This is a genomic window from Streptomyces sp. NPDC041124, assembly GCF_055592385.1.
Window position 1 is genome coordinate 395,283 of sequence record NZ_JBVIYR010000002.1, and the last position, 20,586, is coordinate 415,868.

The 20,586-nt window shown below is 70.9% G+C and carries 19 protein-coding genes and 1 riboswitch; of the genes, 9 read left to right on the forward strand and 10 right to left on the reverse strand.

Translation table 11 applies throughout. The annotated features are described in order from the left end of the window. Positions 1–144: 144 nt before the first annotated feature. The 7 genes from ACZ6A9_RS06210 (at position 145) to ACZ6A9_RS06240 (ending at position 6,393) form a co-directional block, all read left to right on the forward strand. Entirely contained in the window at positions 145–879 is a 735-nt protein-coding gene (locus ACZ6A9_RS06210; protein WP_468979322.1) for a rhomboid family intramembrane serine protease, read from the forward strand. Beyond that, a complete protein-coding gene (locus ACZ6A9_RS06215; RefSeq protein ID WP_030820493.1) occupies positions 876–1,157 on the forward strand; it encodes an Lrp/AsnC family transcriptional regulator in 282 nt (93 codons plus the stop codon). Before ACZ6A9_RS06210 ends, ACZ6A9_RS06215 begins: the two co-directional genes overlap by 4 nt. A gap of 156 nt (positions 1,158–1,313) precedes the next feature. Further along, on the forward strand, positions 1,314–1,643 hold the full coding sequence (locus ACZ6A9_RS06220; RefSeq protein WP_468979328.1) for a small secreted hydrophilic protein: 330 nt from the start codon (positions 1,314–1,316) through the stop codon (positions 1,641–1,643). Next, complete coding sequence (locus ACZ6A9_RS06225) at positions 1,555–3,069, forward strand: sensor histidine kinase (protein WP_468979331.1); 1,515 nt, start codon at positions 1,555–1,557, stop codon at positions 3,067–3,069. Before ACZ6A9_RS06220 ends, ACZ6A9_RS06225 begins: the two co-directional genes overlap by 89 nt. After that, on the forward strand, positions 3,066–3,728 hold the full coding sequence (locus ACZ6A9_RS06230; protein WP_468979333.1) for a response regulator transcription factor: 663 nt from the start codon (positions 3,066–3,068) through the stop codon (positions 3,726–3,728). The genes ACZ6A9_RS06225 and ACZ6A9_RS06230 overlap by 4 nt, the downstream gene beginning before the upstream one ends. 77 nt (positions 3,729–3,805) lie before the next feature. After that, complete coding sequence (locus ACZ6A9_RS06235) at positions 3,806–5,221, forward strand: SLC13 family permease (RefSeq protein WP_468979338.1); 1,416 nt, start codon at positions 3,806–3,808, stop codon at positions 5,219–5,221. Positions 5,222–5,232: 11 nt separating this feature from the next. After that, on the forward strand, positions 5,233–6,393 hold the full coding sequence (locus ACZ6A9_RS06240; protein WP_468979344.1) for a glycerate kinase: 1,161 nt from the start codon (positions 5,233–5,235) through the stop codon (positions 6,391–6,393). A 146-nt stretch (positions 6,394–6,539) separates the two neighbouring features. On the opposite strand, the gene ACZ6A9_RS06245 is transcribed toward ACZ6A9_RS06240, so the two are convergent. The 6 genes from ACZ6A9_RS06245 to ctaE all read right to left on the reverse strand — a co-directional run bounded on the left by ACZ6A9_RS06245 (position 6,540) and on the right by ctaE (position 13,679). Further along, positions 6,540–7,904: an aminotransferase class V-fold PLP-dependent enzyme gene (locus tag ACZ6A9_RS06245; RefSeq protein ID WP_468979348.1), complete on the reverse strand. Its 1,365-nt coding sequence runs from the start codon at positions 7,902–7,904 to the stop codon at positions 6,540–6,542. Between the two features lie 165 nt (positions 7,905–8,069). Beyond that, positions 8,070–8,186: riboswitch (SAM riboswitch) on the reverse strand. Between the two features lie 77 nt (positions 8,187–8,263). Beyond that, complete coding sequence (gene trpD / locus ACZ6A9_RS06250; RefSeq protein WP_468979354.1) at positions 8,264–9,328, reverse strand: anthranilate phosphoribosyltransferase; 1,065 nt, start codon at positions 9,326–9,328, stop codon at positions 8,264–8,266. 156 nt (positions 9,329–9,484) lie between these two features. Next, the gene (gene qcrB, locus ACZ6A9_RS06255) at positions 9,485–11,122 is read right to left on the reverse strand and encodes a cytochrome bc1 complex cytochrome b subunit (protein WP_468979358.1); all 1,638 of its coding nucleotides are present in this window, start codon (positions 11,120–11,122) and stop codon (positions 9,485–9,487) included. Continuing rightward, complete coding sequence (qcrA, locus tag ACZ6A9_RS06260; RefSeq protein WP_468979362.1) at positions 11,119–12,177, reverse strand: cytochrome bc1 complex Rieske iron-sulfur subunit; 1,059 nt, start codon at positions 12,175–12,177, stop codon at positions 11,119–11,121. The genes qcrB and qcrA overlap by 4 nt, the downstream gene beginning before the upstream one ends. Beyond that, the gene (gene qcrC / locus ACZ6A9_RS06265; protein ID WP_468979368.1) at positions 12,174–12,986 is read right to left on the reverse strand and encodes a cytochrome bc1 complex diheme cytochrome c subunit; all 813 of its coding nucleotides are present in this window, start codon (positions 12,984–12,986) and stop codon (positions 12,174–12,176) included. Before qcrC ends, qcrA begins: the two co-directional genes overlap by 4 nt. Positions 12,987–13,067: 81 nt before the next feature. Further along, positions 13,068–13,679 (reverse strand): aa3-type cytochrome oxidase subunit III, encoded by a 612-nt coding sequence (ctaE, locus tag ACZ6A9_RS06270; protein ID WP_189555433.1) that lies wholly within the window; start codon positions 13,677–13,679, stop codon positions 13,068–13,070. Positions 13,680–13,905: 226 nt separating this feature from the next. On the opposite strand from ctaE, the gene ACZ6A9_RS06275 reads away from it, so the two are divergent. Then, positions 13,906–14,307, forward strand: coding sequence for a response regulator (locus ACZ6A9_RS06275; protein WP_468979372.1), 402 nt, complete (start codon positions 13,906–13,908; stop codon positions 14,305–14,307). A 103-nt stretch (positions 14,308–14,410) separates the two neighbouring features. Here ACZ6A9_RS06275 and ACZ6A9_RS06280 read toward each other — a convergent pair whose 3' ends face one another. The 4 genes from ACZ6A9_RS06280 to ctaC form a co-directional block, all read right to left on the reverse strand. Next, positions 14,411–15,685, reverse strand: a complete 1,275-nt coding sequence (locus ACZ6A9_RS06280) for a L,D-transpeptidase (RefSeq protein WP_468979375.1) — start codon at positions 15,683–15,685, stop codon at positions 14,411–14,413. 128 nt (positions 15,686–15,813) lie between these two features. Beyond that, positions 15,814–16,212: a cytochrome c oxidase subunit 4 gene (locus ACZ6A9_RS06285; RefSeq protein ID WP_468979377.1), complete on the reverse strand. Its 399-nt coding sequence runs from the start codon at positions 16,210–16,212 to the stop codon at positions 15,814–15,816. After that, a complete protein-coding gene (gene ctaD, locus ACZ6A9_RS06290) occupies positions 16,209–17,945 on the reverse strand; it encodes an aa3-type cytochrome oxidase subunit I (protein WP_468979379.1) in 1,737 nt (578 codons plus the stop codon). The genes ACZ6A9_RS06285 and ctaD overlap by 4 nt, the downstream gene beginning before the upstream one ends. Beyond that, entirely contained in the window at positions 17,942–18,901 is a 960-nt protein-coding gene (gene ctaC, locus ACZ6A9_RS06295) for an aa3-type cytochrome oxidase subunit II (protein ID WP_468979382.1), read from the reverse strand. Before ctaC ends, ctaD begins: the two co-directional genes overlap by 4 nt. 262 nt (positions 18,902–19,163) lie before the next feature. Between ctaC and ACZ6A9_RS06300 the strand changes: the two genes are divergently transcribed. Continuing rightward, a complete protein-coding gene (locus ACZ6A9_RS06300; RefSeq protein ID WP_468979384.1) occupies positions 19,164–20,552 on the forward strand; it encodes an aminotransferase class V-fold PLP-dependent enzyme in 1,389 nt (462 codons plus the stop codon). The last annotated feature ends 34 nt before the right edge of the window (positions 20,553–20,586 follow it).

Consider the following 20,586-nt stretch of genomic DNA (forward strand, 5'->3'; position numbering starts at 1 on the left):
CTTCCAGTGTCCATGACGCACCGGGCGGGCCGACCGGTGCGTGTGGCTCGTAACCCTACGGCCTGGGGAGTCCCCGCCGCCCGCCCGTCCACGGCGGCGAGGCGGTATGCAGGGTTCCGTCCGGTTGCGTCATGCTCTGTGTCCATGATCCGCAACTGGAGCGCGTCGGCCGCCGCGGCGATCCGGGGCACGTCCGCGCCGGTGACCCACACCCTCGTCGCGCTGTGCTGCCTGGTCTTCCTGACCGGCCCCGTGGCGGGTCTCGGCCCGGCCCACGGCTCGGGGGACGAGCTGCTGGCCGCGCAGCGGGCCTACTTCCGGCGCTGGGGCGTCATCCCCGCAGACCTGTTCGAAGGGTCCCCCGGGGCCGTCCTGACCCCCGCCACGGCGCTCTTCGTGCACGGCGGCTGGGTGCATCTGCTCGGCAACATGCTGTTCCTCCACGTGTTCGGAGCGATGACGGAGGCGCGGATGGGACGGCTGCGGTTCACCGTGTGCTACGTCGGCTGCGGCTCCCTGGCACTGCTGGGGTACGCCGCCGCCAACGCGGACTCCGAGCGGGCCCTGGTCGGCGCCTCGGGGGCGATCTCGGCGGTCCTGGGCGCGTTTCTCTTCCTGTTCCCCCGGGCCCGGGTGACCAGTCTGCTGCCGTTCCTGTTCTTCCTGCCCGTGCGCCTGCCGGCGTGGGTGGTGCTGCCGTTCTGGGCGGCGCTGCAGTGGGCTGCGGCGGGACGGGCGGACGACGGGCCGGGGGTGGCCTACCTGGCGCACCTGCTGGGGTTCGCCCTGGGCTTCGGCTGCGCGTGGGTCTGCTTCGGCAGGGCGACTACAGTGAAGTCCGCCCCTGCTCCGGCCCCCGAGGGAGAGAACCAGCCGTGATCACCGCGATCGTCCTCATCAAGACCAGTGTGGACCGGATCCCCGAGATCGCGGAGCGGATCGCCGCGCTGGACAGTGTCAGCGAGGTCTTCTCCGTCACCGGCACCTACGACCTGATCGCCATGGTCCGGGTGCGCGAGCACGAGGACCTGGCGGAGGTGATCCCCGGCCGGATCAGCAAGATCCCGGGTGTGGAGGGCACCGACACGCACGTGGCGTTCCGCACGTACTCGCAGCACGACCTGGAGGCGGCGTTCGCCATCGGTCTGGACAGCTGACCCCGGCTTCGTCCCGGGCACGCCGTCCGGCCGTGACGGTCCCCGCCCCCGCCGCCCCTCCCCCGCTCCTCGGGCGCCGGAGGGGCCGCGCCCAGATGAAGAACTCCTCATCCGGGGCTCATCCGGGGCCCGCGGTGCGGTGCGCAGGATCGGACCATGGTTTTCACTCGCCGGATGGCGGCGCTCGCCGCCGTCGTGCTGATCCCGCTGGGCGTCGCCGCGACCAGTTTCGCGCTCGCCGACAGCCCCGAAAGGCCCAAGGTGCCGCCGCGGGTCGAACTGGACAGCGGCTCGCCCACGCCCACACCCACGGCCTCCTCGGCGCGGCCCGAGCCGACGCCGAGCGACGAGGTGGTCTCCCGGCCACCGGTGACCGACAGCCCCGCGGGTGGTGACGATGACGACGACCGAGGCCAGGACTCCTCGGACGACAACGGACGGGACGACGACGGACGGGACGACAACGGACCGGACGACGAGGGCTGACGGTGTCCGCCGGCGGATCTCCGCCCGGGTCCGCATCCTGCTGTGGCTGCTGTTCGTCATGACGGTCGCGTTCGCCTCCGTCGCCATGACCACCCGCTCCTTCCTGCTGCGGGACGTCGACGACCGGATCAGCGGGCTCCTCTCGCAGGAGGCGGGCGAGTTCGCCAACTTCGAGCAGCGGGGCTTCGACCCGGAGACGGGCCGGCCCTTCACCGACCCGGACCGCCTGCTGCGGGTGTTCCTGGAACGGCAGTACGCCGACCCGGACGAGGAGCTGATCGGCCTGGTGGCGCGGCGCGACGGCGGCCCGGCGCAGATCATCCAGCCGCGTGACCTGCCCGTCGCCCTGCCGCTGCACCAGGACCCCGACGCCCGGCGCCACGTCTTCGCCTCGCCCGACGCCTCCGGGGTGCTCCAGCGGCCCGAGGGGGAGATCCGCTGGGCCAAGGTGTCCGTGGCCCGGCACGGCGGCGGCACCCCCGAGGCGGCGTTCGTCGTCGCCTTCCACCCCGAGCGCGAGGTGGCGCGCGTCGACGAGGTGTTCCGGGTGCTGCTCGCCATCTCCGGGGTCGCCCTGCTGCTGACCACCGGCATCGGCTGGGCGGTCGCCGGACGGATCCTGCAGCCCGTACGGCTGGTGCGGACCGCGGCCGCGCAACTCACCGAGCAGGACCTCACCCGCCGCATCCCCGTACGCGGCCACGACGACATCGCGGCCCTCGCCGAGACGTACAACGCGATGCTGGACCGGATGGAGCGGGCCTTCGCCACCCAGCGTCGGTTCGTCGACGACGCCGGCCACGAACTGCGCACCCCGATCACCATCGTGCGCGGCCACCTGGAGCTGATGGGCGACGACCCGGCCGAACGCGAGGAGACCGTACGCCTGGTCACCGACGAACTGGACCGGATGAGCCGCATCGTGGAGGACCTGCTGCTGCTCGCCAAGGCCGAACGGCCCGACTTCGTCGCCCCGGAGCCGGTGCAGCTCGCCGAACTCACCGCCGACGTCTACGTCAAGGCCCGCACCCTGGGCGAACGCGACTGGCAGCTCACCGGCATAGCCGACCGGGAGACGGAGCTGGACCCGCAGCGCATCACCCAGGCGATGGTGCAGCTCGCGCAGAACGCGGTGCAGCACACCACCGCAGGACAGACCATCCGCATCGGCTCGCGCGCGCAGGGTGCGCGGATCGAGCTGTACGTCGCCGACTCCGGGTCCGGCGTCCGGCCCGAGGACCGGCAGCTGATCTTCGAACGCTTCCGGCGCGGCACCTCCCGGCGCGGTACGCGCGGTTCGGGCGCCGGGCTCGGCCTGTCGATCGTCAAGGCGATCGCCGAGGGCCACGGCGGCCACGTCCGCCTGGACGACACCGAGGGCGGCGGCGCCACCTTCGTACTCACCCTGGAAGAGGCACGCACGTGAACCGCATCCTGATCGTCGAGGACGAGGACCGCATCGCCTCCTTCGTGCAGAAGGGCCTGCGCGCCAACGGCTTCACCACCACCGTCGTCCCCGACGGCGAGGCCGGCTACGCGTACGCGCTGACCGGCGGTTTCGACCTGATCGTCCTGGACATCGGGCTGCCCGGCCGGGACGGTTTCACGGTGCTGCGCGAACTGCGCGAGTCGCGGGTGACGACCCCGGTGATCGTGCTGACCGCGCGGGACTCCGTACGGGACACGGTGGCCGGACTCGAGGGCGGCGCCGACGACTGGATGACCAAGCCGTTCCGCTTCGAGGAACTCCTCGCGCGGGTACGGCTGCGGCTGCGCACGGCGGCCCGCGCGCCGGAGGTGACGGTGCTGAGGTCGGGCGCGCTCGGCCTGGACCTGCGCACCCGCCGCGCCCGGGCCGGTGAGCGCACCGTCGACCTGACGGCCCGTGAGTTCGTGCTCCTCGAACTGTTCCTGAGGCATCCCGGGCAGGTGCTCTCCCGCGAACAGATCCTGTCCCACGTGTGGGGTTACGACTTCGACCCGGGCTCCAACATCGTGGACGTGTACGTCCGCGCGCTGCGCAAGAAGCTCGGCGCGGACACGGTGGAGACGGTCCGCGGGATGGGCTACCGGCTCCCCGCGTGAACACCCGTGCGACCGGGTGAAGTTCCCTTCATCTTCGGCTCATCGACGGCTCACCGCCCTCGGGGACATTCGATGACGTGACCCTGAATCCCCGTCCTGCCGCGGCGCTGTGCGTGGCCCTCTCGCTGTGCGCGCTGCTCGCGGTCCCCGGCACCTTCCCCGGCCTCGGCGGGGACGCCCGGCTCGCCCTCGCCGTGTTCGCGCTCGCGACGTGCGCGTGGGTCGGGACGCCGATCGACGACACCTACATCGCGCTGGGCGCGGGGCTCGCCCTGACGGTGACCGGGGTGATCAGCAGCGACACCCTCTTCGGGACCCTGGGCGACTCGACGGTGTGGCTGCTGATCTGCGCGTTCGTGCTGGCGGCCGCGGTCGCCCGGACCGGGCTCGCGGGGCGGGCGGCCGCCTTCCTGGTCGGCGGGGCGCGCACGGTACGGCAGTTGACGCATCTGACGACGGCAGCCCTCGTCGTCACGGCGTTCGCGGTGCCGGCCACCTCGGGCCGGGCGGCGCTCGCGCTGCCGGTCTTCCTCGCCCTCGCCAGAGCGCTCGCCGACCGCAAGCGAGTGGTCGTGATGCTGGCCCTGCTGTTCCCGACCGTGATCCTGCTGTCCGCGGTGGCAACCCTGATCGGCGCGGGAGCACACCTGATCACCGTGTCGGTGCTGTGGGAGGCCACCGGGGACCGGGTGGGCTTCACCGAATGGCTCCTGCTGGGGCTGCCGCTGGCCGTGGCCTCCTCCCATCTCGCCGCCGAGGCGGTGCTGTCGACCACCACCCGCCGCGCGGACCGGCGGGGCCCGGTGCACATCACCGCCGAGGAGATCCAGCGGCACAGCGACCGCCCGGTCACCGGTCCCTGGACGCAGGCCGAGAAGCGCTGCGCCCTGCTGCTCGCCACGGTGGTCGCCCTGTGGTGCAGCGAACCGCTGCACCGGGTGTCGCCGGCCGTGGTCGCGCTGATCGGCGCGGTCGTCGCCGCCTCCCCGGCGCTGGGCACCGTACGGCTGAAGGACGCGCTGAAGACGGTGCCGTGGTCCCTGCTGCTGTTCATGGCCGCCACCATGGCCATGGGCGTGGCACTGGCCGAGTCCGGCGCGGCCGAGTGGCTGGTCGACGGGATACCCGAGGGGATCACCCCGGTGATGTTCCTGGCGCTCGTCGTCGCGGTCAGCACCGCGGCCCACCTGGTGCTGCAGTCCCGCTCCGCACGCTCCTCCGTCCTGGTCCCGCTGGTCGTCGCGGCGGCTGTCGGCGCCGGGGTCAACCCGGTCGCCGCCGCGCTCGCGTCGACCGCCGCCGCCGGTTTCTGCCACACCCTCCCGGCCTCCGCCAAACCGGTCACGCTCTTCGCGGAGATCCCCGGCACGCCCACCTACACCCCGCGCGACCTGCTGCGGCTGTCCGCCGTGCTGGCCCCGCTCACCGCCGCCCTGGTCCTGCTGTTCGCCGTCGCGGTGTGGCCGCTGCTCGGCGTCCCCATGACCCGCTAAGGAGTTCCGTCATGCTCGACCGTGTCGTCGTAGCACCCAGCGGCTTCAAGGAGTCGCTGTCCGCCCAGGCCGCCGCCGACGCCATCGCGGCGGGCGTTCGCCGGGTCCTGCCGGACGCCGAGATCGACCGCATCCCGCTGGTGGACGGGGGTGAGGGAACGGCCGCGGCGCTCGCCTCCGCCACCGGCGGCCGGCTCGTCGCCCTGGCCGCCACGGGGCCGGTCGGTGAACCGGTCGGCACGCACTTCGCGGTGCTCGGCCCGAAGGACACGGCGGTGGTGGAGATGGCGGCCGTCGCCGGTCTCTCCCTCGTCCCCCGCGCCCGGCGCGACCCGGGCGCCACCACCACGTACGGCGTCGGGGAACTGATCCGTGCCGCGCTCGGCCAGGGTGTACGGCGGATCCTGGTCGGCTGCGGCGACTCGGGCACCTCCGACGGCGGGGCGGGCGCCCTCCAGGCGCTCGGGGCGCGACTGCTGGACGCCGACGGCTTCGAACTCGGCTCGGGTGGCGCTGAATTGGTGCGTCTGGCGCGCATCGACCCCTCCGGTCTCGATCCCCGCCTCGCGGACGTGGAACTCCTCGTCGCCTGCAACCCGTACAACGTGCTGTGCGGGGAGCGGGGCGTGGCCCGGGTGTTCGGCCCGCAGAAGGGGGCGACCCCGCGGCAGGTGGAGGAGTTGTCGGCGGGACTGGAGAACTGGGCGCGGGTGCTGACCCGGGACCTCGCCGGCACCGGCACCGACCTGCGGCTCGGCCGCGGCACGGGCGCCTCCGGCGGGCTGGGGGCCGGACTCGCCGCGCTGGGCGCGTCCCTCGTCCCCCGCTTCCCGGTCCTGCTGGACCACCTCGACCTGGACGACCGGCTGGCCCGCGCCGATCTGGTGGTCACCGCGGAGGGGGCCCTGGACCACCAGACGCCGCGCGGCAAGGTGCCGGCGGAGGTGGCGCGGCGGGCCAAGCTCTCCGGGCGGCCGGTGCTGGCCCTGGCGGGGACGCTGGGTGAGGGGGCGGGGGAGGTGCCGGGGGTGGACGCCTGTCACGGCATCCTGCCGGCGCCGATGGCTCTCGCGGAGGCGCTGGTGCGCGGCGCGGAGCTGCTGACCGATGCCTCGGAGCGTGCCCTGCGCATGATCGTCCTCGGCGCCCGCCTGCCGATGGCCCGCGCATGATCCTCGCCCCCGCCGCCCCTTCCCGTCCCGAACCTGGGGCTCCGCCCCAGACCCCGCTCCTCGAACGCCGGAGGGGCTGCATCAGCCCTTCCGGCGTTCGAGGAATGGGGGTTTGGAGGCAGCGCCCCCCGGGGGCGGATCCCGTACTAGGGCCGGGCGGCCGAGGTGTCCGGGACGCAGCGCCCGTCCACCGTCCGGTAGGACCAGCGGGCCCCGTCGCGGACCAGCTCCCGCACCGCCCGCACGAACCGCTCCACGTGCTCGTCCGGCGTACCCGCCCCGAAGCTCACCCGGATCGCGTTGTCCGCGGCCCCGCACCCGCCCTGGCCCCCCGCCTCCCCGCCGAGCAGCCGCCGCACCAGGGGATGTGCGCAGAACAGCCCGTCCCGCACCCCGATCCCGTACTCCGCGGAGAGCGCGGCGGCGAAGTGGGAACTGGTCCAGCCCTCGACGAGGAAGGACAGCACGCCGACCCGCGGGGCGTCGTCCCCGAACAGCGACAGGAACCGCACCTCGGGGACGTCCGCGAGCCCTTCCCGCACCGCACGGACCAGCGCCTCCTCCCGCGCGGCCAGGCCCTCGAAGCCGGCCTCGGTGAGCGCCTTGCAGGCGGAGGCGATGGCGTACGCGCCGATGACGTTCGGCGAGCCGGCCTCGTGGCGGGCGGCGCCCTGGTGCCACTCCACGTCCAGTCCCCCGTCCGTGCCCCGGGTGACCTTCCGGCTGGCTCCGCCGCCCGCGAGGTAGGGCTCGGCCGCCCGCAGCCAGTCGGCCCGGCCGGCCAGCACCCCGGAGCCGAAGGGGGCGTACAGCTTGTGCCCGGAGAAGGCGACCCAGTCGACGTCCAGGTCGCGCACGCTCACCGCGTGGTGCGGGGCGAGCTGCGCGGCGTCCAGCACGATCCGCGCCCCGTGCGCGTGCGCGGCGGCGGCGAGCTCCCGTACGGGCCACAGCTCACCGGTGACGTTGGAGGCGCCGGTGACACAGACCAGGGCGGGGCCGTACGGGGCGCGGTCGGCGAGGGTGCGTTCCAGGGCCGTCACGGCCCGGCGGGGGCTGTCGGGCGCGTCGAGGCAGGTGACGCGGGCACCGCGCCAGGGCAGCAGGGAGGCGTGGTGCTCGGTCTCGAAGACGAACACCTCGCAGTCGTCGGGGAGCGCGGCGGCGAGCAGGTTGAGGGAGTCGGTGGTGGACCGCGTGAAGAGCACCTGGTCGCCGGTACGGCAGTCGAGGAACTCAGCGACGGTGCGGCGGGCGTTCTCGAACAGGTCGGTGGAGAGCTGGGAGAGGTACCCGGCGCCCCGGTGGACGCTGCCGTAGTACGGCGCGTAGGCGGCCACGTCGTCCCACACCCGCTGCAGGGCGGGCGCGCTGGCGGCGTAGTCGAGGGCGGCGTAGGTGATCTCGCCGCCGGTGACGAGGGGGACGGTGACGTCGCGGCCCAGGACGGGCAGCGGGGCGGGCAGCGGAGCGCGGACGGGACGGCCGACGGCAGCGGTGGAGACGGACATGACGGAACTCCCGGTGAGGCAGGCGGAACCACCACGCGAGCGGACGGCGCTCGAGCGCGGAGGGGAAGAAGGAAGAGGGGGGTGCGGAGGCGGGGCTCGGCGGCCCTAGCGCATTCGCTTGCTCACCGGAGGCTCCTCGACGACCAGGACCCCTGGTGTACGAGGGGTCCGCGCTTGCCGTGGACCTCGCTGCCCACGGCCTGGTCCTCACCCGGGGCACCCCGCCACGGACGGAGGGTTGCCGGACAGCCGGCCGGGGCCTGATGGCTGTCACTCATGACCTGGGACAGGAAACTACGTGAAGTGATCGATGTCCCGCAACCCGTTTCCGGATCGCGGGACATCGTGCACGTCGGGGGCTAGGCGTTGCTGACGGCCACCCACCGCTCCAGGACGCGCCGGGCGGCCCCCGAGTCGATGGACTCGGCCGCCTTCTCCATCCCGGCGCGGATCTGCTCCGTGAGGGTGCCCGAGCCGGGCTCCAGGGCGACCAGCGCCGCCGCCGAGTTCAGCAGCACCGCGTCGCGCACCGGGCCTCTCTCGCCGTCCAGCACCCGGCGGGCGACCTCCGCGTTGTAGGAGGCGTCGGCGCCGCGCAGGGCTTCCACCGGCACCCGTTCGATGCCCACCTCGCGCGGGTCGAAGGTCTGCTCGTCGACCGTCCCGTCGCGGACCACCCACACCCTGGAGGTGGCGGTGGTGGTCAGCTCGTCCAGACCGTCGTCGCCGCGGAACACCAGCGAGGAGTGGCCGCGCCCGGCGAAGACCCCGGCGATGATGGGCGCCATCCGGGCGTCGGCGACCCCAACGGCCTGTGCCTTGACCCGCGCCGGGTTGGACAGCGGGCCGAGGAAGTTGAACACCGTGCGGATGCCGAGCTGGCCGCGCGCGGCCGCCACGTGGCGCAGCGCCGGGTGGAACTTCACCGCGAAGCAGAAGGTGATCCCCGCCTCCTCGGCCACCTCGGCGACCCGGCGCGGGGTGAGTTCCAGGTTGACGCCGAGCTTCTCCAGGACGTCGGAGGCGCCCGACGCGGAGGAGGCGGCCCGGTTGCCGTGCTTGACGACCTTCGCGCCGGTACCGGCGACGACGATCGAGGACATCGTGGAGATGTTCACCGTCCTGGCGCCGTCCCCGCCGGTGCCGACGATGTCGACGGTGGCGCCCGGCACGTCGATCACGTTGGCGTGGTCGTACATGGCGCGTACGCAGCCGGCGATCTCGTCGACGGTCTCGCCCTTGGCCCGCAGCGAGACCGCGAAGCCGGCGATCTGCGCGTCGGTCGCCTCACCGCGCATGATCAGGTCCATCGCCCAGGCGGTGTCGTCGGCGGAGAGGTTCCGGCCGTCCAGCAGTCCGTTCAGCACGGCGGGCCAGGAGCGGCCCGCCGCGATGTCGCCTCCAGCGGGGGTCACAGCGCTCATGGCCGCTCCTGGTGTACGTAGAAGAGTGCGGGCAACCGGTTCGGTCCCCGGACTCCCACCCTATCCAGCCCCGGGGACGGCGAAGGGCCCCCGTCCGCAGAACGGACGGGGGCCCTTCGCCGTCGTGTGGCGACTGGGGTGAGGGGGGTGGGGGGATCAGTGGTGGCCGTGGCCGCTCGTGATCTCCTTGTACTCCTCGACGGTCGGCTTGGGAATCTGGGACTCCCCGCCGTAGTAGCCCTTGCTGAGCTTGGCGCGCAGCTTCTCGCTCATCTTCACCTTGCGCCGGACGCCGTTCTCGTCGGCCTCCGGGCCGAGCTCGAGCGGCTTGTACTGCTCGTGCGCGGTGAGGGTGTGCAGCTGCTCCTGGCTGAGCGGCTCGTGGACCTCGATGAACTCGCCGTGCGGCAGGCGCTTGATGATGCCGGTCTCCCGGCCGTGCAGCACCTTCTCCTTGTCCCGGCGCTGGAGGCCGAGGCAGATCCGCTTGGTGACGATGAAGGCCACGACCGGGGCGACGAAGAAGCCGATCCGGACGAACCAGGTGATGGCGTTGATCGACAGGTTGAAGTGCGTGGCCCACAGGTCGTTGCCGCCGCCGACGAGGAGCACGAAGTACAGCGTGATCCAGGCGACGCCGAAGGCGGTGCGGGTCGGGGCGTTGCGCGGACGGTCCAGGATGTGGTGCTCGCGCTTGTCGCCGGTGACCCAGGACTCGATGAACGGGTACACCGCGATCGAGACCAGGACCAGCGGGAAAATCAGCAGCGGGATGAACACGCCCAGGACGAGCGTGTGGCCCCAGAAGTTGATCTCCCAGCCCGGCATGACACGGATCAGGCCCTCGGAGAAGCCCATGTACCAGTCCGGCTGGGCGTTCGTGGAGACCATGTCCGGCCGGTAGGGGCCGATGTTCCAGATCGGGTTGATCGTGGCGATCGCCGAGAGGGCCGCGAGCACACCGAAGACCAGGAAGAAGAAGCCTCCGGCCTTGGCCATGTAGACCGGCAGCAGCGGCATGCCGACGACGTTCTTGTTGGTCTTGCCGGGACCCGCGAACTGCGTGTGCTTGTGGTAGAAGACCAGGATCAGGTGGGCCACCACGAGGCCGAGCATGATGCCCGGCAGCAGCAGGACGTGGACCGAGAAGAACCGGGCGATGAAGTCGTCGCCGGGGAACTCGCCGCCGAAGATGAAGAACGACAGGTACGTGCCGACGATCGGCACGGACAGGACCGCGCCCTCCATGAAGCGGATACCGGTGCCGGAGAGCAGGTCGTCCGGGAGCGAGTAGCCGGTGAAACCGGTGAACATGCCGAGGACGAACAGCAGGAAGCCGAACAGCCAGTTGATCTCACGCGGCTTGCGGAACGCGCCGGTGAAGAACACGCGCATCATGTGCACGAACATGCCGGCCAGGAAGACCAGCGCGGCCCAGTGGTGGATCTGCCGGATCAGCAGACCGCCACGGACGTCGAAGCTGATGTCCAGCGTCGACTTGTAGGCCTCACTCATCAGCTGGCCCTGCATCGGGATGTAGCTGCCGTGGTACTCCACCTCGTTCATCGACGGGTGGAAGAACAGCGTCAGGTACACACCCGTGAGGATGATGATGAGGAAGCTGTAGAGGCAGATCTCACCCAGCATGAACGACCAGTGGTCGGGGAAGATCTTGCGCATGTTGGCCTTGGCCAGGGAGTAGATCCCCAGCCGGCCGTCGGCCCAGTCGGCGACGCGTTCGCCGGCCGGTGCCTTCCCGCGAGAGCGGGACTCGGGGGTCGTCGTAGTACTCATCCGCGCTCCCAGAAGGCAGGACCGACGGGCTCGTCGAAGTCGCCGAGCGCTTCGAGGTAGCCCTCGTCGTTCACGCCGATGCGCAGCTGCGGCAGGGCGTGACCGGCGGGACCGAAGATCACCTTGGCACCGTCGGAGAGGTCGAAGGTGGACTGGTGACAGGGGCACAGCGCGTGGTGCGTCTGCTGCTCGTACAGGGAGATCGGGCAACCGACGTGGGTGCAGATCTTCGAGTAGGCGAGGATCCCCTCGTGCGACCACTCCAGCGACTGCTTGTCCTTGATGTCGTCCGGCTGGATACGGACCAGCATCAGGGCAGCCTTGGCGATCTCGGTCATGAAACCGTGCTCGTGCGGGTCGAGACCCTCGGGCTGGGCGAAGGTGAGCGAGCCCACGATGATGTCGGACGGCCGCAGCGGCTCGTTCGTGTTCATGTTGACCAGCAGCTTGCCCTTGGACCACGCGGTCTCGCGCAGCTTGGTCCCGGGCAGCGGCCCGAGGTCGCGCAGCAGCACCACTCCGGAGAGCGGGAACAGGGCGAGCGCACCGAACATCGTGTTGCGGATCAGCTTCCGGCGGCCGAGCACCGACTCCTTGGCACCCTGGCGGAAGTCGTCCATGACCTTCGCCTTGACCTCCGGGGAGGCCTCGATCGGGTGACGCTCGTCGGCGATCTCGTGGTCCGACATCAGCGTGCGGGCCCAGTGGACCGCGCCGGCGCCGATGGCGAACAGGGCCACACCGAGGGTCATACCGAGCGCGAAGTTCAGCGCGCTGATGTGACCGAGCATGAAGATGTAGACGTACTGGTCGACCGGGATCGTCACGAACGAGACGATGAAGCCGACGGTGGCCAGCATCGACAGCGTGAACAGCAGGGCGACCGTGCGCTCGGACCGCTTGGCGGCCCGCTCGTCGAGGTCCTGGATCCGCGGCTCGTGCGGCGGCAGGCCCGGGTCGGCGAACGGGTTCTTCTCGTCCGCGAGCTTCACCGCACCGGCGGGGGTGTCCTGCGCTGCGGGCAGGTTCTCTTCTGGAATGTCTTGGCTACTCATGACTTCTTGGCCTTTGCGGTCCGAGCGGCGACCCAGACGGCGACCGCGATCAGCGCGCCGAGTCCGAAGACCCACGCGAACAGACCTTCCGAGACCGGTCCGAATCCGCCGAGCGCGAGGCCACCGGGGCTCTTGGACTCATCGCTGTTGACCGTGTCCAGGTACGCGATGATGTCCTTCTTGTTCTGCTCGGACAGCGTGCTGTCGGGGAAGGAGGGCATGTTCTGCGGGCCCGTGAGCATGGCCTCGTAGATGTGCTTCGGTGCGACGTCCTCGAGGTCCGGGGCGTACTTGCCGTGCGTGAGCGCGCCGCCCTTGCCGGTGAAGTTGTGGCACTGCGCGCAGTTGTTGCGGAACAGTTCACCGCCCTTGGCGATGTCGGCACCCTCGGGGCCGTACTGCTCCTCGGTGGGGATCGCCGGACCGGCGCCCAGGGAGGCGATGTACGCGGCCAGCTGGTCGATCTCGGCCTGCGAGTAGACGGCCGGCTTGTCGGGCAGCTGCGCGCCCTGCGAGGTGGCGGCCGGCATACGGCCGGTGCTCACCTGGAAGTCGACCGCGGCGGCGCCCACGCCCACCAGGCTCGGACCGTCGGAGGTGCCCTGACCGCCGGTGCCGTGGCAGCTGGCGCAGCCGACCGCGTAGAGCTTCTTGCCCTCCTCGATGGTGAGGGACTGGGCGGTTTCGTCGGCCTGCGCCTTGTCCGCGGGTGCGAACACGGCGTAGAGCCCCCCGGTGCACGCCAGGGCGAGGAGTAGGACGACGAGCGCCGCCAGCGGGTGGCGTCGTCGTGCGGAGAGCTTTTTCACGGATTACCCCGGTGTCAGGATCTTCTGCGTCGATGCTTCTGGTTGGTGCGCGGCTTCGCGCGCGCGAGGCTGTGGGCCCTGCTACTTGATCATGTAGATCGTGGCAAAGAGGCCGATCCAGACGACGTCGACGAAGTGCCAGTAATAGGACACGACGATGGCCGCTGTCGCCTGCTCGTGAGTGAACCTCCGTGCCGCGTAGGTCCGGCCCAGGACCAGCAGGAAGGCGATGAGACCGCCCAGCACATGCAGGCCGTGGAAGCCGGTGGTCAGGTAGAAGGCCGAGCCGTACGCGTCGGAGGAGAGAGACAGGCCGTAGTGCTTGACCAGCTCGGTGTACTCGAGGACCTGTCCTCCGATGAAGACCGCACCCATGATGAAGGTGACGATGAACCACATCCGGAGCTTCTTCACGTCACCGCGCTCGGCGGCGAAGACGCCGAGCTGACAGGTGAGGGAGGAGAGGACCAGGATCGTGGTGTTCGCCGCCGAGAACGGGAAGTTCAGGGAGTCGGCCTTCTCCGACCAGAAGTCGGGTCCGGTCACCGATCGCAGGGTGAAGTACATCGCGAAGAGGGCCGCGAAGAACATCAGCTCGGAACTCAGCCAGATGATGGTTCCGACGCTGGTGAGGTTCGGTCGGTTGACCGACGGGTGCGCGTGCCCGGTATCTACTGTCGTTGCTGTCGCCACGCCGACATTATGTCGGTCGCTTATCCCGCCCTCACTCCCGGGGGTGCCGTTCGGTGTGTTCCCCCGTCCTGGACTGCCCGGATGGCCCACCCGGAGCCCCGTCGGGACCCGTTCGAAGCCGTGTCCGAACCAGTGTTGACAGGCGGTCCGAGGGGGTAGCATCCGCGCCATCGGTACCCGAAGTTCCCGACAGAGCCGTGCCCTCTCTCTTACGCGTGGAGGAACAATGCAGGCGACCGCCACGGTGCTGGTCTACAGCGACGACGCCAACACCCGGGAGCAGGTGCGGCTCGCCACCGGCCGGCGGCCGGCCCCGGACGTGCCCGTAGTGGAGTTCGTGGAGTGCGCGACCCAGGCGGCCGTGCTCACGGAGCTGGACCGGGGCGGCATCGACGTGTGCGTGTTCGACGGCGAGGCCGTGCCGCTGGGGGGCATGGGGCTGTGCCGGCAGATCAAGGACGAGGTGTTCGGCTGTCCGCCGGTGCTGCTGCTGATCGCGCGGCCGCAGGACGCCTGGCTGGCGACGTGGAGCCGGGCGGAGTCCGCGGTGACGCTGCCGGTCGAGCCCGTGGAGTTCGCGTCCGCGCTGGCCGCGCTGCTGCGGCAGAAGCGGCTGCAGAGCGCCTAGTCGCTCCGTCGGTCCTGTGGTGCGGCGGCCGCGGGTCCGTCGTGGCCGGTCGCGCCCGCGCGGCGGAGCCGCATACCGGTACGGCCCCGCGCCCCTGAGGGGGTCACACAGCCGTTGGCCGCAGGCGTGCCCTCTCGCCGGAGCCCTGGGGCGTGGGGGTCGTCAGCGCGCTGCCGGCCAGCCACTTGTCCCAGTCGAGGTTCCAGTCGCCGTAGCCGTTGCCGAAGGGTTCCATCGTGTCGCCGGCCGAGTTGACGACCTCCACGATGTCGCCCTCGCGCACGGTGGCGAAGAACCACTCGGCGTTGGCGGTGTTCATGCCCACGCAGCCGTGGCTGACGTTGTCGGAGCCCTGGGAGCCGACGGACCACGGGGCGGCGTGCACGTACTCACCGCTCCACGTCACCCGGGTGGCCCACTGGACGTCCATGTCGTAGGACTCCGAGGAGCCCTCGGCGATGCCCACGGTGCTGCTGCGCATGCGTACGAGGGGTTCCTTGGCGAGGACCACCTTGACGCCGTTGCGGGTCTCGAAGCCGGGCTTGCCGGTGGTGACGGGGATCCGCTTGATCTCCTCGCCGTTCTTGTAGACCGTCAGGCGGTGCGCGGCGGCGTCGGTGAGGGCCGTGACGCGGTCTCCGGTGCGGATCGTGAGCGGCGCGGTGGTGCCGCCCCTGAGCCGGTCGCCGACCTTGATGCCGTCCAGGGTGCTGCGGACCCGGATGGTGGCGTGGGCGGGCCAGTACTCCTTCGGGCGGTAGTGGAGCTTCTTGTCGTCGACCCAGTGCCAGGACCCGGTCACGGCGGGCGTGGAGTCGACCTTGAGGGCGCGTTCCACGACGGCCCGGTGGGCCCGCTCCCTGACCGGTTCGGTCAGCTCGGCGGTGAGGGGCTGGCCGACGCCGTAGGTGCCCGCCCGGGGGCCGAAGGCGACGTCCAGGCGCTGGGCGGCGGTGGGTCTGCCGGTGGTGAAGGTGATGACCTTGCGGCCGGGGGCGCCGTCCTCGTCCTCGGTGCTCACCCGGACCGTGTACTGGGCGTCGGCGGCCAGCGGAGAGGTGCTGTGCCACCGGCTGCCGTCGGCGGCCAGTTCGCCCGCCACGTGGCGTCCTGAGGCGTCCACGGCGGTGACGTCCGTGATGCGGCCGTCGGAGTCCTCGGCGACCACTTCCAGGGGCTTGTCGGGGTCCGCGGGCTTGCCCTCGTCGACCCCGACGAAGGAGATCTGGTCCGTCGCGTCGTACGGCTCGGCGGACAGCGGGCTGCCGTCGGAGGAGCAGCCGGTGACGCCCGCGCCGACGGCGATCACCAGCAGCGCGCAGCCGGCGAGGCGGCTCCGGCCGGCGCCCGCGCCACGGGGGGACTCTGTCTGTCTCATGGCCTCACGCTAGGAAGCCGGGCCCGTGCCGGCTCACTGGACGGCCCGAACGGGTGACGCCGGAGACGAAAGCGGGGGCCCGGACGCTCCTGACGGAGTGTCCGGGCCCCGAAGTGCCGTGGCGCGTGTTACTGGGTGCGGTTCTCACCGCGGTAGTACTCGAAGACCCAGCCCCAGATGCCGAGCAGCAGCACCGGCGCCGAGAAGTACAGCAGCCACCAGCCGACGGCGACACCCAGGAAGGCCAGGGCGCCACCCGCGGCGAGGGCCAGCGGCTGCCAGCTGTGCGGGCTGAAGAACCCGACCTCGCCGGAGTCGTCCGCTACGTCCGCTTCCTTGTCGTCCTGCGCGCCCACGTCGACCCGCCGGGCGGTGAAGCCCAGGTAGAAGCCGACCATGATGCTCAGGCCGAACGCCAGGAAGAGGGCGGTGGTGCCGACCGGCTCCTTCGACCAGACGCCGTAGACACCGGCGACGATCAGGAAGAAGAGGCTCAGCCACATGAACAGGTTGCCCTGGATTCTCACTTGCCGGCCTCCTTGCCACCAGCGAGGGCCTTCTCACCGTGACCGGCGTTCTCGAGCTGGTCGAGCGCGGCGATCTCCGGGTGGTGCAGGTCGAACGCCGGGGATTCGCTGCGGATCCGCGGAAGGGTGATGAAGTTGTGGCGCGGCGGCGGGCAGGAGGTCGCCCACTCCAGGGAGCGGCCGTAGCCCCACGGGTCGTCGACACCGACCGGCTTGCCGTACTTGGCCGTCTTCCAGATGTTGTAGAAGAACGGCAGCAGCGACATGCCGAGCAGGAACGAGGCGATCGTGGACACCGTGTTGAGCGCGGTGAAACCGTCGGCCGCCAGGTAGTCCGAGTAGCGGCGCGGCATGCCCTCGACGCCCAGCCAGTGCTGGACGAGGAAGGTGCCGTGGAAGCCGACGAACAGCGTCCAGAAGGTGATCTTGCCCAGGCGCTCGTCGAGCATCTTGCCGGTGAACTTCGGCCACCAGAAGTGGAAGCCGGCGAACATCGCGAACACCACGGTGCCGAACACCACGTAGTGGAAGTGGGCCACCACGAAGTAGCTGTCGGAGACGTGGAAGTCCAGCGGAGGCGACGCCAGGATCACACCGGTCAGACCACCGAAGAGGAAGGTGATCAGGAAGCCGACGGACCACAGCATCGGTGTCTCGAAGGACAGGCTGCCCTTCCACATGGTGCCGATCCAGTTGAAGAACTTCACGCCCGTCGGCACCGCGATCAGGAAGGTCATGAAGGAGAAGAACGGCAGCAGCACACCGCCGGTGACGTACATGTGGTGCGCCCACACCGTGACCGACAGACCGGCGATCGCGATCGTCGCGGCGATCAGGCCCATGTAGCCGAAGATCGGCTTGCGGGAGAAGACCGGGACGATCTCGGAGACGATGCCGAAGAACGGCAGCGCGATGATGTACACCTCGGGGTGGCCGAAGAACCAGAAGAGGTGCTGCCACAGCAGCGCTCCGCCGTTGGCCGAGTCGAAGATGTGCGCCCCGAACTTGCGGTCCACCTCGAGGGCGAACAGCGCGGCGGCCAGCACCGGGAAGGCGAGCAGGACCAGCACGCCGGTCAGCAGCACGTTCCAGGTGAAGATCGGCATGCGGAACATCGTCATGCCCGGAGCGCGCATGCAGATGATCGTGGTGATGAAGTTGACCGAGCCGAGGATCGTGCCGAAGCCGGAGAAGGCCAGACCCATGATCCACATGTCGGCGCCGATGCCCGGCGAGCGGACCGCGTCCGACAGCGGGGAGTAGGCGAACCAGCCGAAGTTGGCAGCGCCGTCCGGGGTGAGGAAGCCACCCAGCGCGATCAGCGAGCCGAACAGGAAGAGCCAGTAGGCGAACATGTTCAGCCGGGGGAACGCCACGTCGGGCGCCCCGATCTGCAGCGGCATGATCCAGTTCGCGAAACCGGCGAAGAGGGGCGTCGCGAACATCAGCAGCATGACCGTGCCGTGCATCGTGAACGCCTGGTTGAACTGCTCGTTCGAGACGATCTGCAGTCCCGGACGGGCCAGCTCGGCGCGCATGACGAGCGCCATCACGCCACCGATGACGAAGAAGGCGAACGACGTCACCAGGTACAGCGTGCCGATCGTCTTGTGGTCGGTGGTCGTCAGCCACTTGACCACGACGCTGCCGCGGTTCTGGCGCCGGACCGGCAGCTCGTCCTCGTAGTGGGACCCGGCTGCCTCGGCACCCTGGGGTTGGTTGAGGATGCTCACAGGATGTTCGACTCCCGGTTCTTCTCAGGGCCCGTCTGTCCGATGCCGGCGGGCACGTAACCGGTCTGCCCCTTCTTCACGAGGTCCTTCAGGTGCTGCTCGTACCGCTCCTGAGAGACGACCTTCACGTTGAAGAGCATCCGGGAGTGGTCCACGCCGCAGAGCTCGGCGCACTTGCCCAGGAAGGTGCCCTCACGGCTGGGGGTCACCTCGAAGGCGTTGGTGTGCCCGGGGATGACGTCCTGCTTCATCAGGAAGGGCACCACCCAGAAGGAGTGGATGACATCACGCGAGGTCAGCACGAAGCGGACCCGCTTGCCCTCGGGCAGCCACAGGGTGGGGCCCGGGTTGTTGGTCTGCGGGTTGCGGGTGCCGGGGACACCGCAGTCGTAGACACCGCCGGCGTCGGCCGGGAAGGCGTCCTTGTAGCGGTCCGGGATCGCGTCCAGTTCCTTGGACTTCTTGGCGTCGCCCGAGGAACCGTCGACGTTCTCGACGTAGTTGAAGCACCAGCTCCACTGGAAGCCGACCACGTTGACCGTGACGTCGGGATTCTTCTCGAGCTTCAGCAGCTCGGACTCATCGCGCGCGGTGAAGAAGAAGAACACCGAGACGATGAGGAGGGGGACGACCGTGTACAGCGCCTCGATGGGCATGTTGTACCGGGTCTGCGGAGGGACCTCCACCTTGGTGCGGCTGCGCCGGTGGAAGAACACACTCCACAGGATCAGGCCCCACACCAGCGCGCCGATGGCGAGCGCGGCAGCCCAGGATCCCTGCCACAGGGAGAGGATCCGCGGAGCCTCTTCCGATGTTGGGGTGGGCATACCGAGGCGGGGGAAGTCCTCCCATGTGCAACCGGTGGCGGTCGCCAGGACCAGGCCCGCGGTCAGTGCCTGCAGCAGCTTCCGCCGCATGGGGCGCCGCGGCGAGCGGTCGGAGCCGTTGGGACTCACGTAGCGCCTTCCCGAGAGTCTCGCCCGCGCTTAACGGCTGCGGCCTGGCCTTCTCGCTGGTCGGTCGCCGCCCTGCGTCGGGCAGGGGTTTGGATGTTTATGCGGACCAAACCCTAGCCGACGCCCTCCGGGGGGTCGCGGGGAGGGGGGCCTAGTCGGTCCGCGGGTCGCTGGATTGGCGGCTGCGGGTGCGCGGGTGCTGGTCGCGCGGTTCCCCGTGCCCCCGGGGCCGGCTGCCGCACCGGAGTTCTACCGTTGCCGTATGGCCTACTTCGACGCCGCTTCCGCCGCTCCTCTCCACCCCGTCGCCCGGCAGGCCCTGATGGCCTCCCTCGACGAGGGGTGGGCGGATCCCGCACGGCTGTACCGGGAGGGACGGCGCGCCCGGATGCTGCTGGACGCGGCGCGCGAGGCCGCCGCGGAGGTGGTGGGGTGCAGGGCGGACGAGTTGGTGTTCACCCCGTCCGGGACCTCGGCGGTGCACTCCGGTGTCGCGGGCGCGCTGGCGGGGCGGCGGCGCACCGGGCCTCACCTGATCGTGTCGGCGGTCGAACACTCTTCTGTACTCCATGCGGCGGAAGTTCACCGGGCCGGTGGAGGGGCGGTCACCGAGGTGGCGGTGGAACGCACGGGGGCGGTGAGCCCGTCGGCGTACGCCGAGGCGCTGCGGCCGGACACCGCGCTGGCCTGTCTGCAGTCGGCCAACCACGAGGTGGGGACGGTGCAGCCGGTGGCCGAGGTGGCCGGGGCGTGCCGGGAGGCGGGGGTGCCGCTGCTGGTGGACGCGGCCCAGTCACTGGGCTGGGGGCCGGTGGAGGGCGACTGGTCGCTGCTCGCGGCGAGCGCGCACAAGTGGGGCGGCCCGTCGGGGGTGGGGCTGCTGGTCGTGCGCAAGGGGGTGCGGTTCGCGCCCCAGGGGCCGCGGGACGAGCGGGAGTCGGGGCGGTCGGCCGGGTTCGAGAACCTGCCGGCGATCGTGGCCGCGGCGGCGTCCCTGCGTGCGGTACGGGCGGAGGCCGCCGAGGAGGCGGTGCGGCTGCGGGAACTGACGGAGCGGATCCGGGCGCGGGTGCCGGGGCTGGTGCCGGACGCGGAGGTGGTCGGCGATCCGCGGCGGCGGCTGCCGGGGATCGTCACCTTCTCCTGCCTCTATGTCGACGGGGAGACGGTGCTGCACGAGCTGGACCGCGCCGGATTCTCGGTGTCGTCCGGGTCCTCCTGCACGAGCAGCACGCTGACGCCGAGCCATGTGCTCAGGGCGATGGGCGTGCTCAGCGAGGGCAACATCCGCGTCTCGCTGCCCGCAGGGACGCGGGAGGAGGACGTCGAGCGCTTCCTGACGGTCCTGCCGGAGGTGGTGGCGGGCGTGCGGGAGAAGCTGGGCGCGCCGGTGTCCGCGGGAGACACCGTGACACGGCGGGGCGAGGACACCGTGGTCGTGGACGCGCTGGGCCGCCGCTGTCCGATCCCGGTGATCGAGCTGGCCAAGGTGATCGGGGACGTCCCGCTGGGCGGCACGGTCCGCGTCCTGGCCGACGACGAGGCCGCCCGCCTGGACATCCCGGCCTGGTGCGACATGCGGAACCAGCAGTACCTGGGCGAGGAACCCGCCGCCGAGGGAACCGCCTACATGATCCGCCGCCTCACCTGACCCCCTCGGGGGCGCGGGGAACGGCGCGACCGGT

Excerpts from the sequence above, each read along its gene's own strand:
- ACZ6A9_RS06210 (WP_468979322.1), top strand. The coding sequence starts at position 145 with ATGATCCGCAACTGGAGCGCGTCGGCCGCCGCGGCGATCCGGGGCACG.
- ACZ6A9_RS06220 (WP_468979328.1), top strand. The coding sequence starts at position 1,314 with ATGGTTTTCACTCGCCGGATGGCGGCGCTCGCCGCCGTCGTGCTGATC.
- ACZ6A9_RS06225 (WP_468979331.1), top strand. The coding sequence starts at position 1,555 with ATGACGACGACCGAGGCCAGGACTCCTCGGACGACAACGGACGGGACG.
- ACZ6A9_RS06240 (WP_468979344.1), top strand. The coding sequence starts at position 5,233 with ATGCTCGACCGTGTCGTCGTAGCACCCAGCGGCTTCAAGGAGTCGCTG.
- ACZ6A9_RS06245 (WP_468979348.1), bottom strand. The coding sequence starts at position 7,904 with ATGTCCGTCTCCACCGCTGCCGTCGGCCGTCCCGTCCGCGCTCCGCTG.
- trpD (WP_468979354.1), bottom strand. The coding sequence starts at position 9,328 with ATGAGCGCTGTGACCCCCGCTGGAGGCGACATCGCGGCGGGCCGCTCC.
- qcrB (WP_468979358.1), bottom strand. The coding sequence starts at position 11,122 with ATGAGTACTACGACGACCCCCGAGTCCCGCTCTCGCGGGAAGGCACCG.
- qcrA (WP_468979362.1), bottom strand. The coding sequence starts at position 12,177 with ATGAGTAGCCAAGACATTCCAGAAGAGAACCTGCCCGCAGCGCAGGAC.
- ACZ6A9_RS06275 (WP_468979372.1), top strand. The coding sequence starts at position 13,906 with ATGCAGGCGACCGCCACGGTGCTGGTCTACAGCGACGACGCCAACACC.
- ACZ6A9_RS06280 (WP_468979375.1), bottom strand. The coding sequence starts at position 15,685 with ATGAGACAGACAGAGTCCCCCCGTGGCGCGGGCGCCGGCCGGAGCCGC.
- ACZ6A9_RS06300 (WP_468979384.1), top strand. The coding sequence starts at position 19,164 with ATGGCCTACTTCGACGCCGCTTCCGCCGCTCCTCTCCACCCCGTCGCC.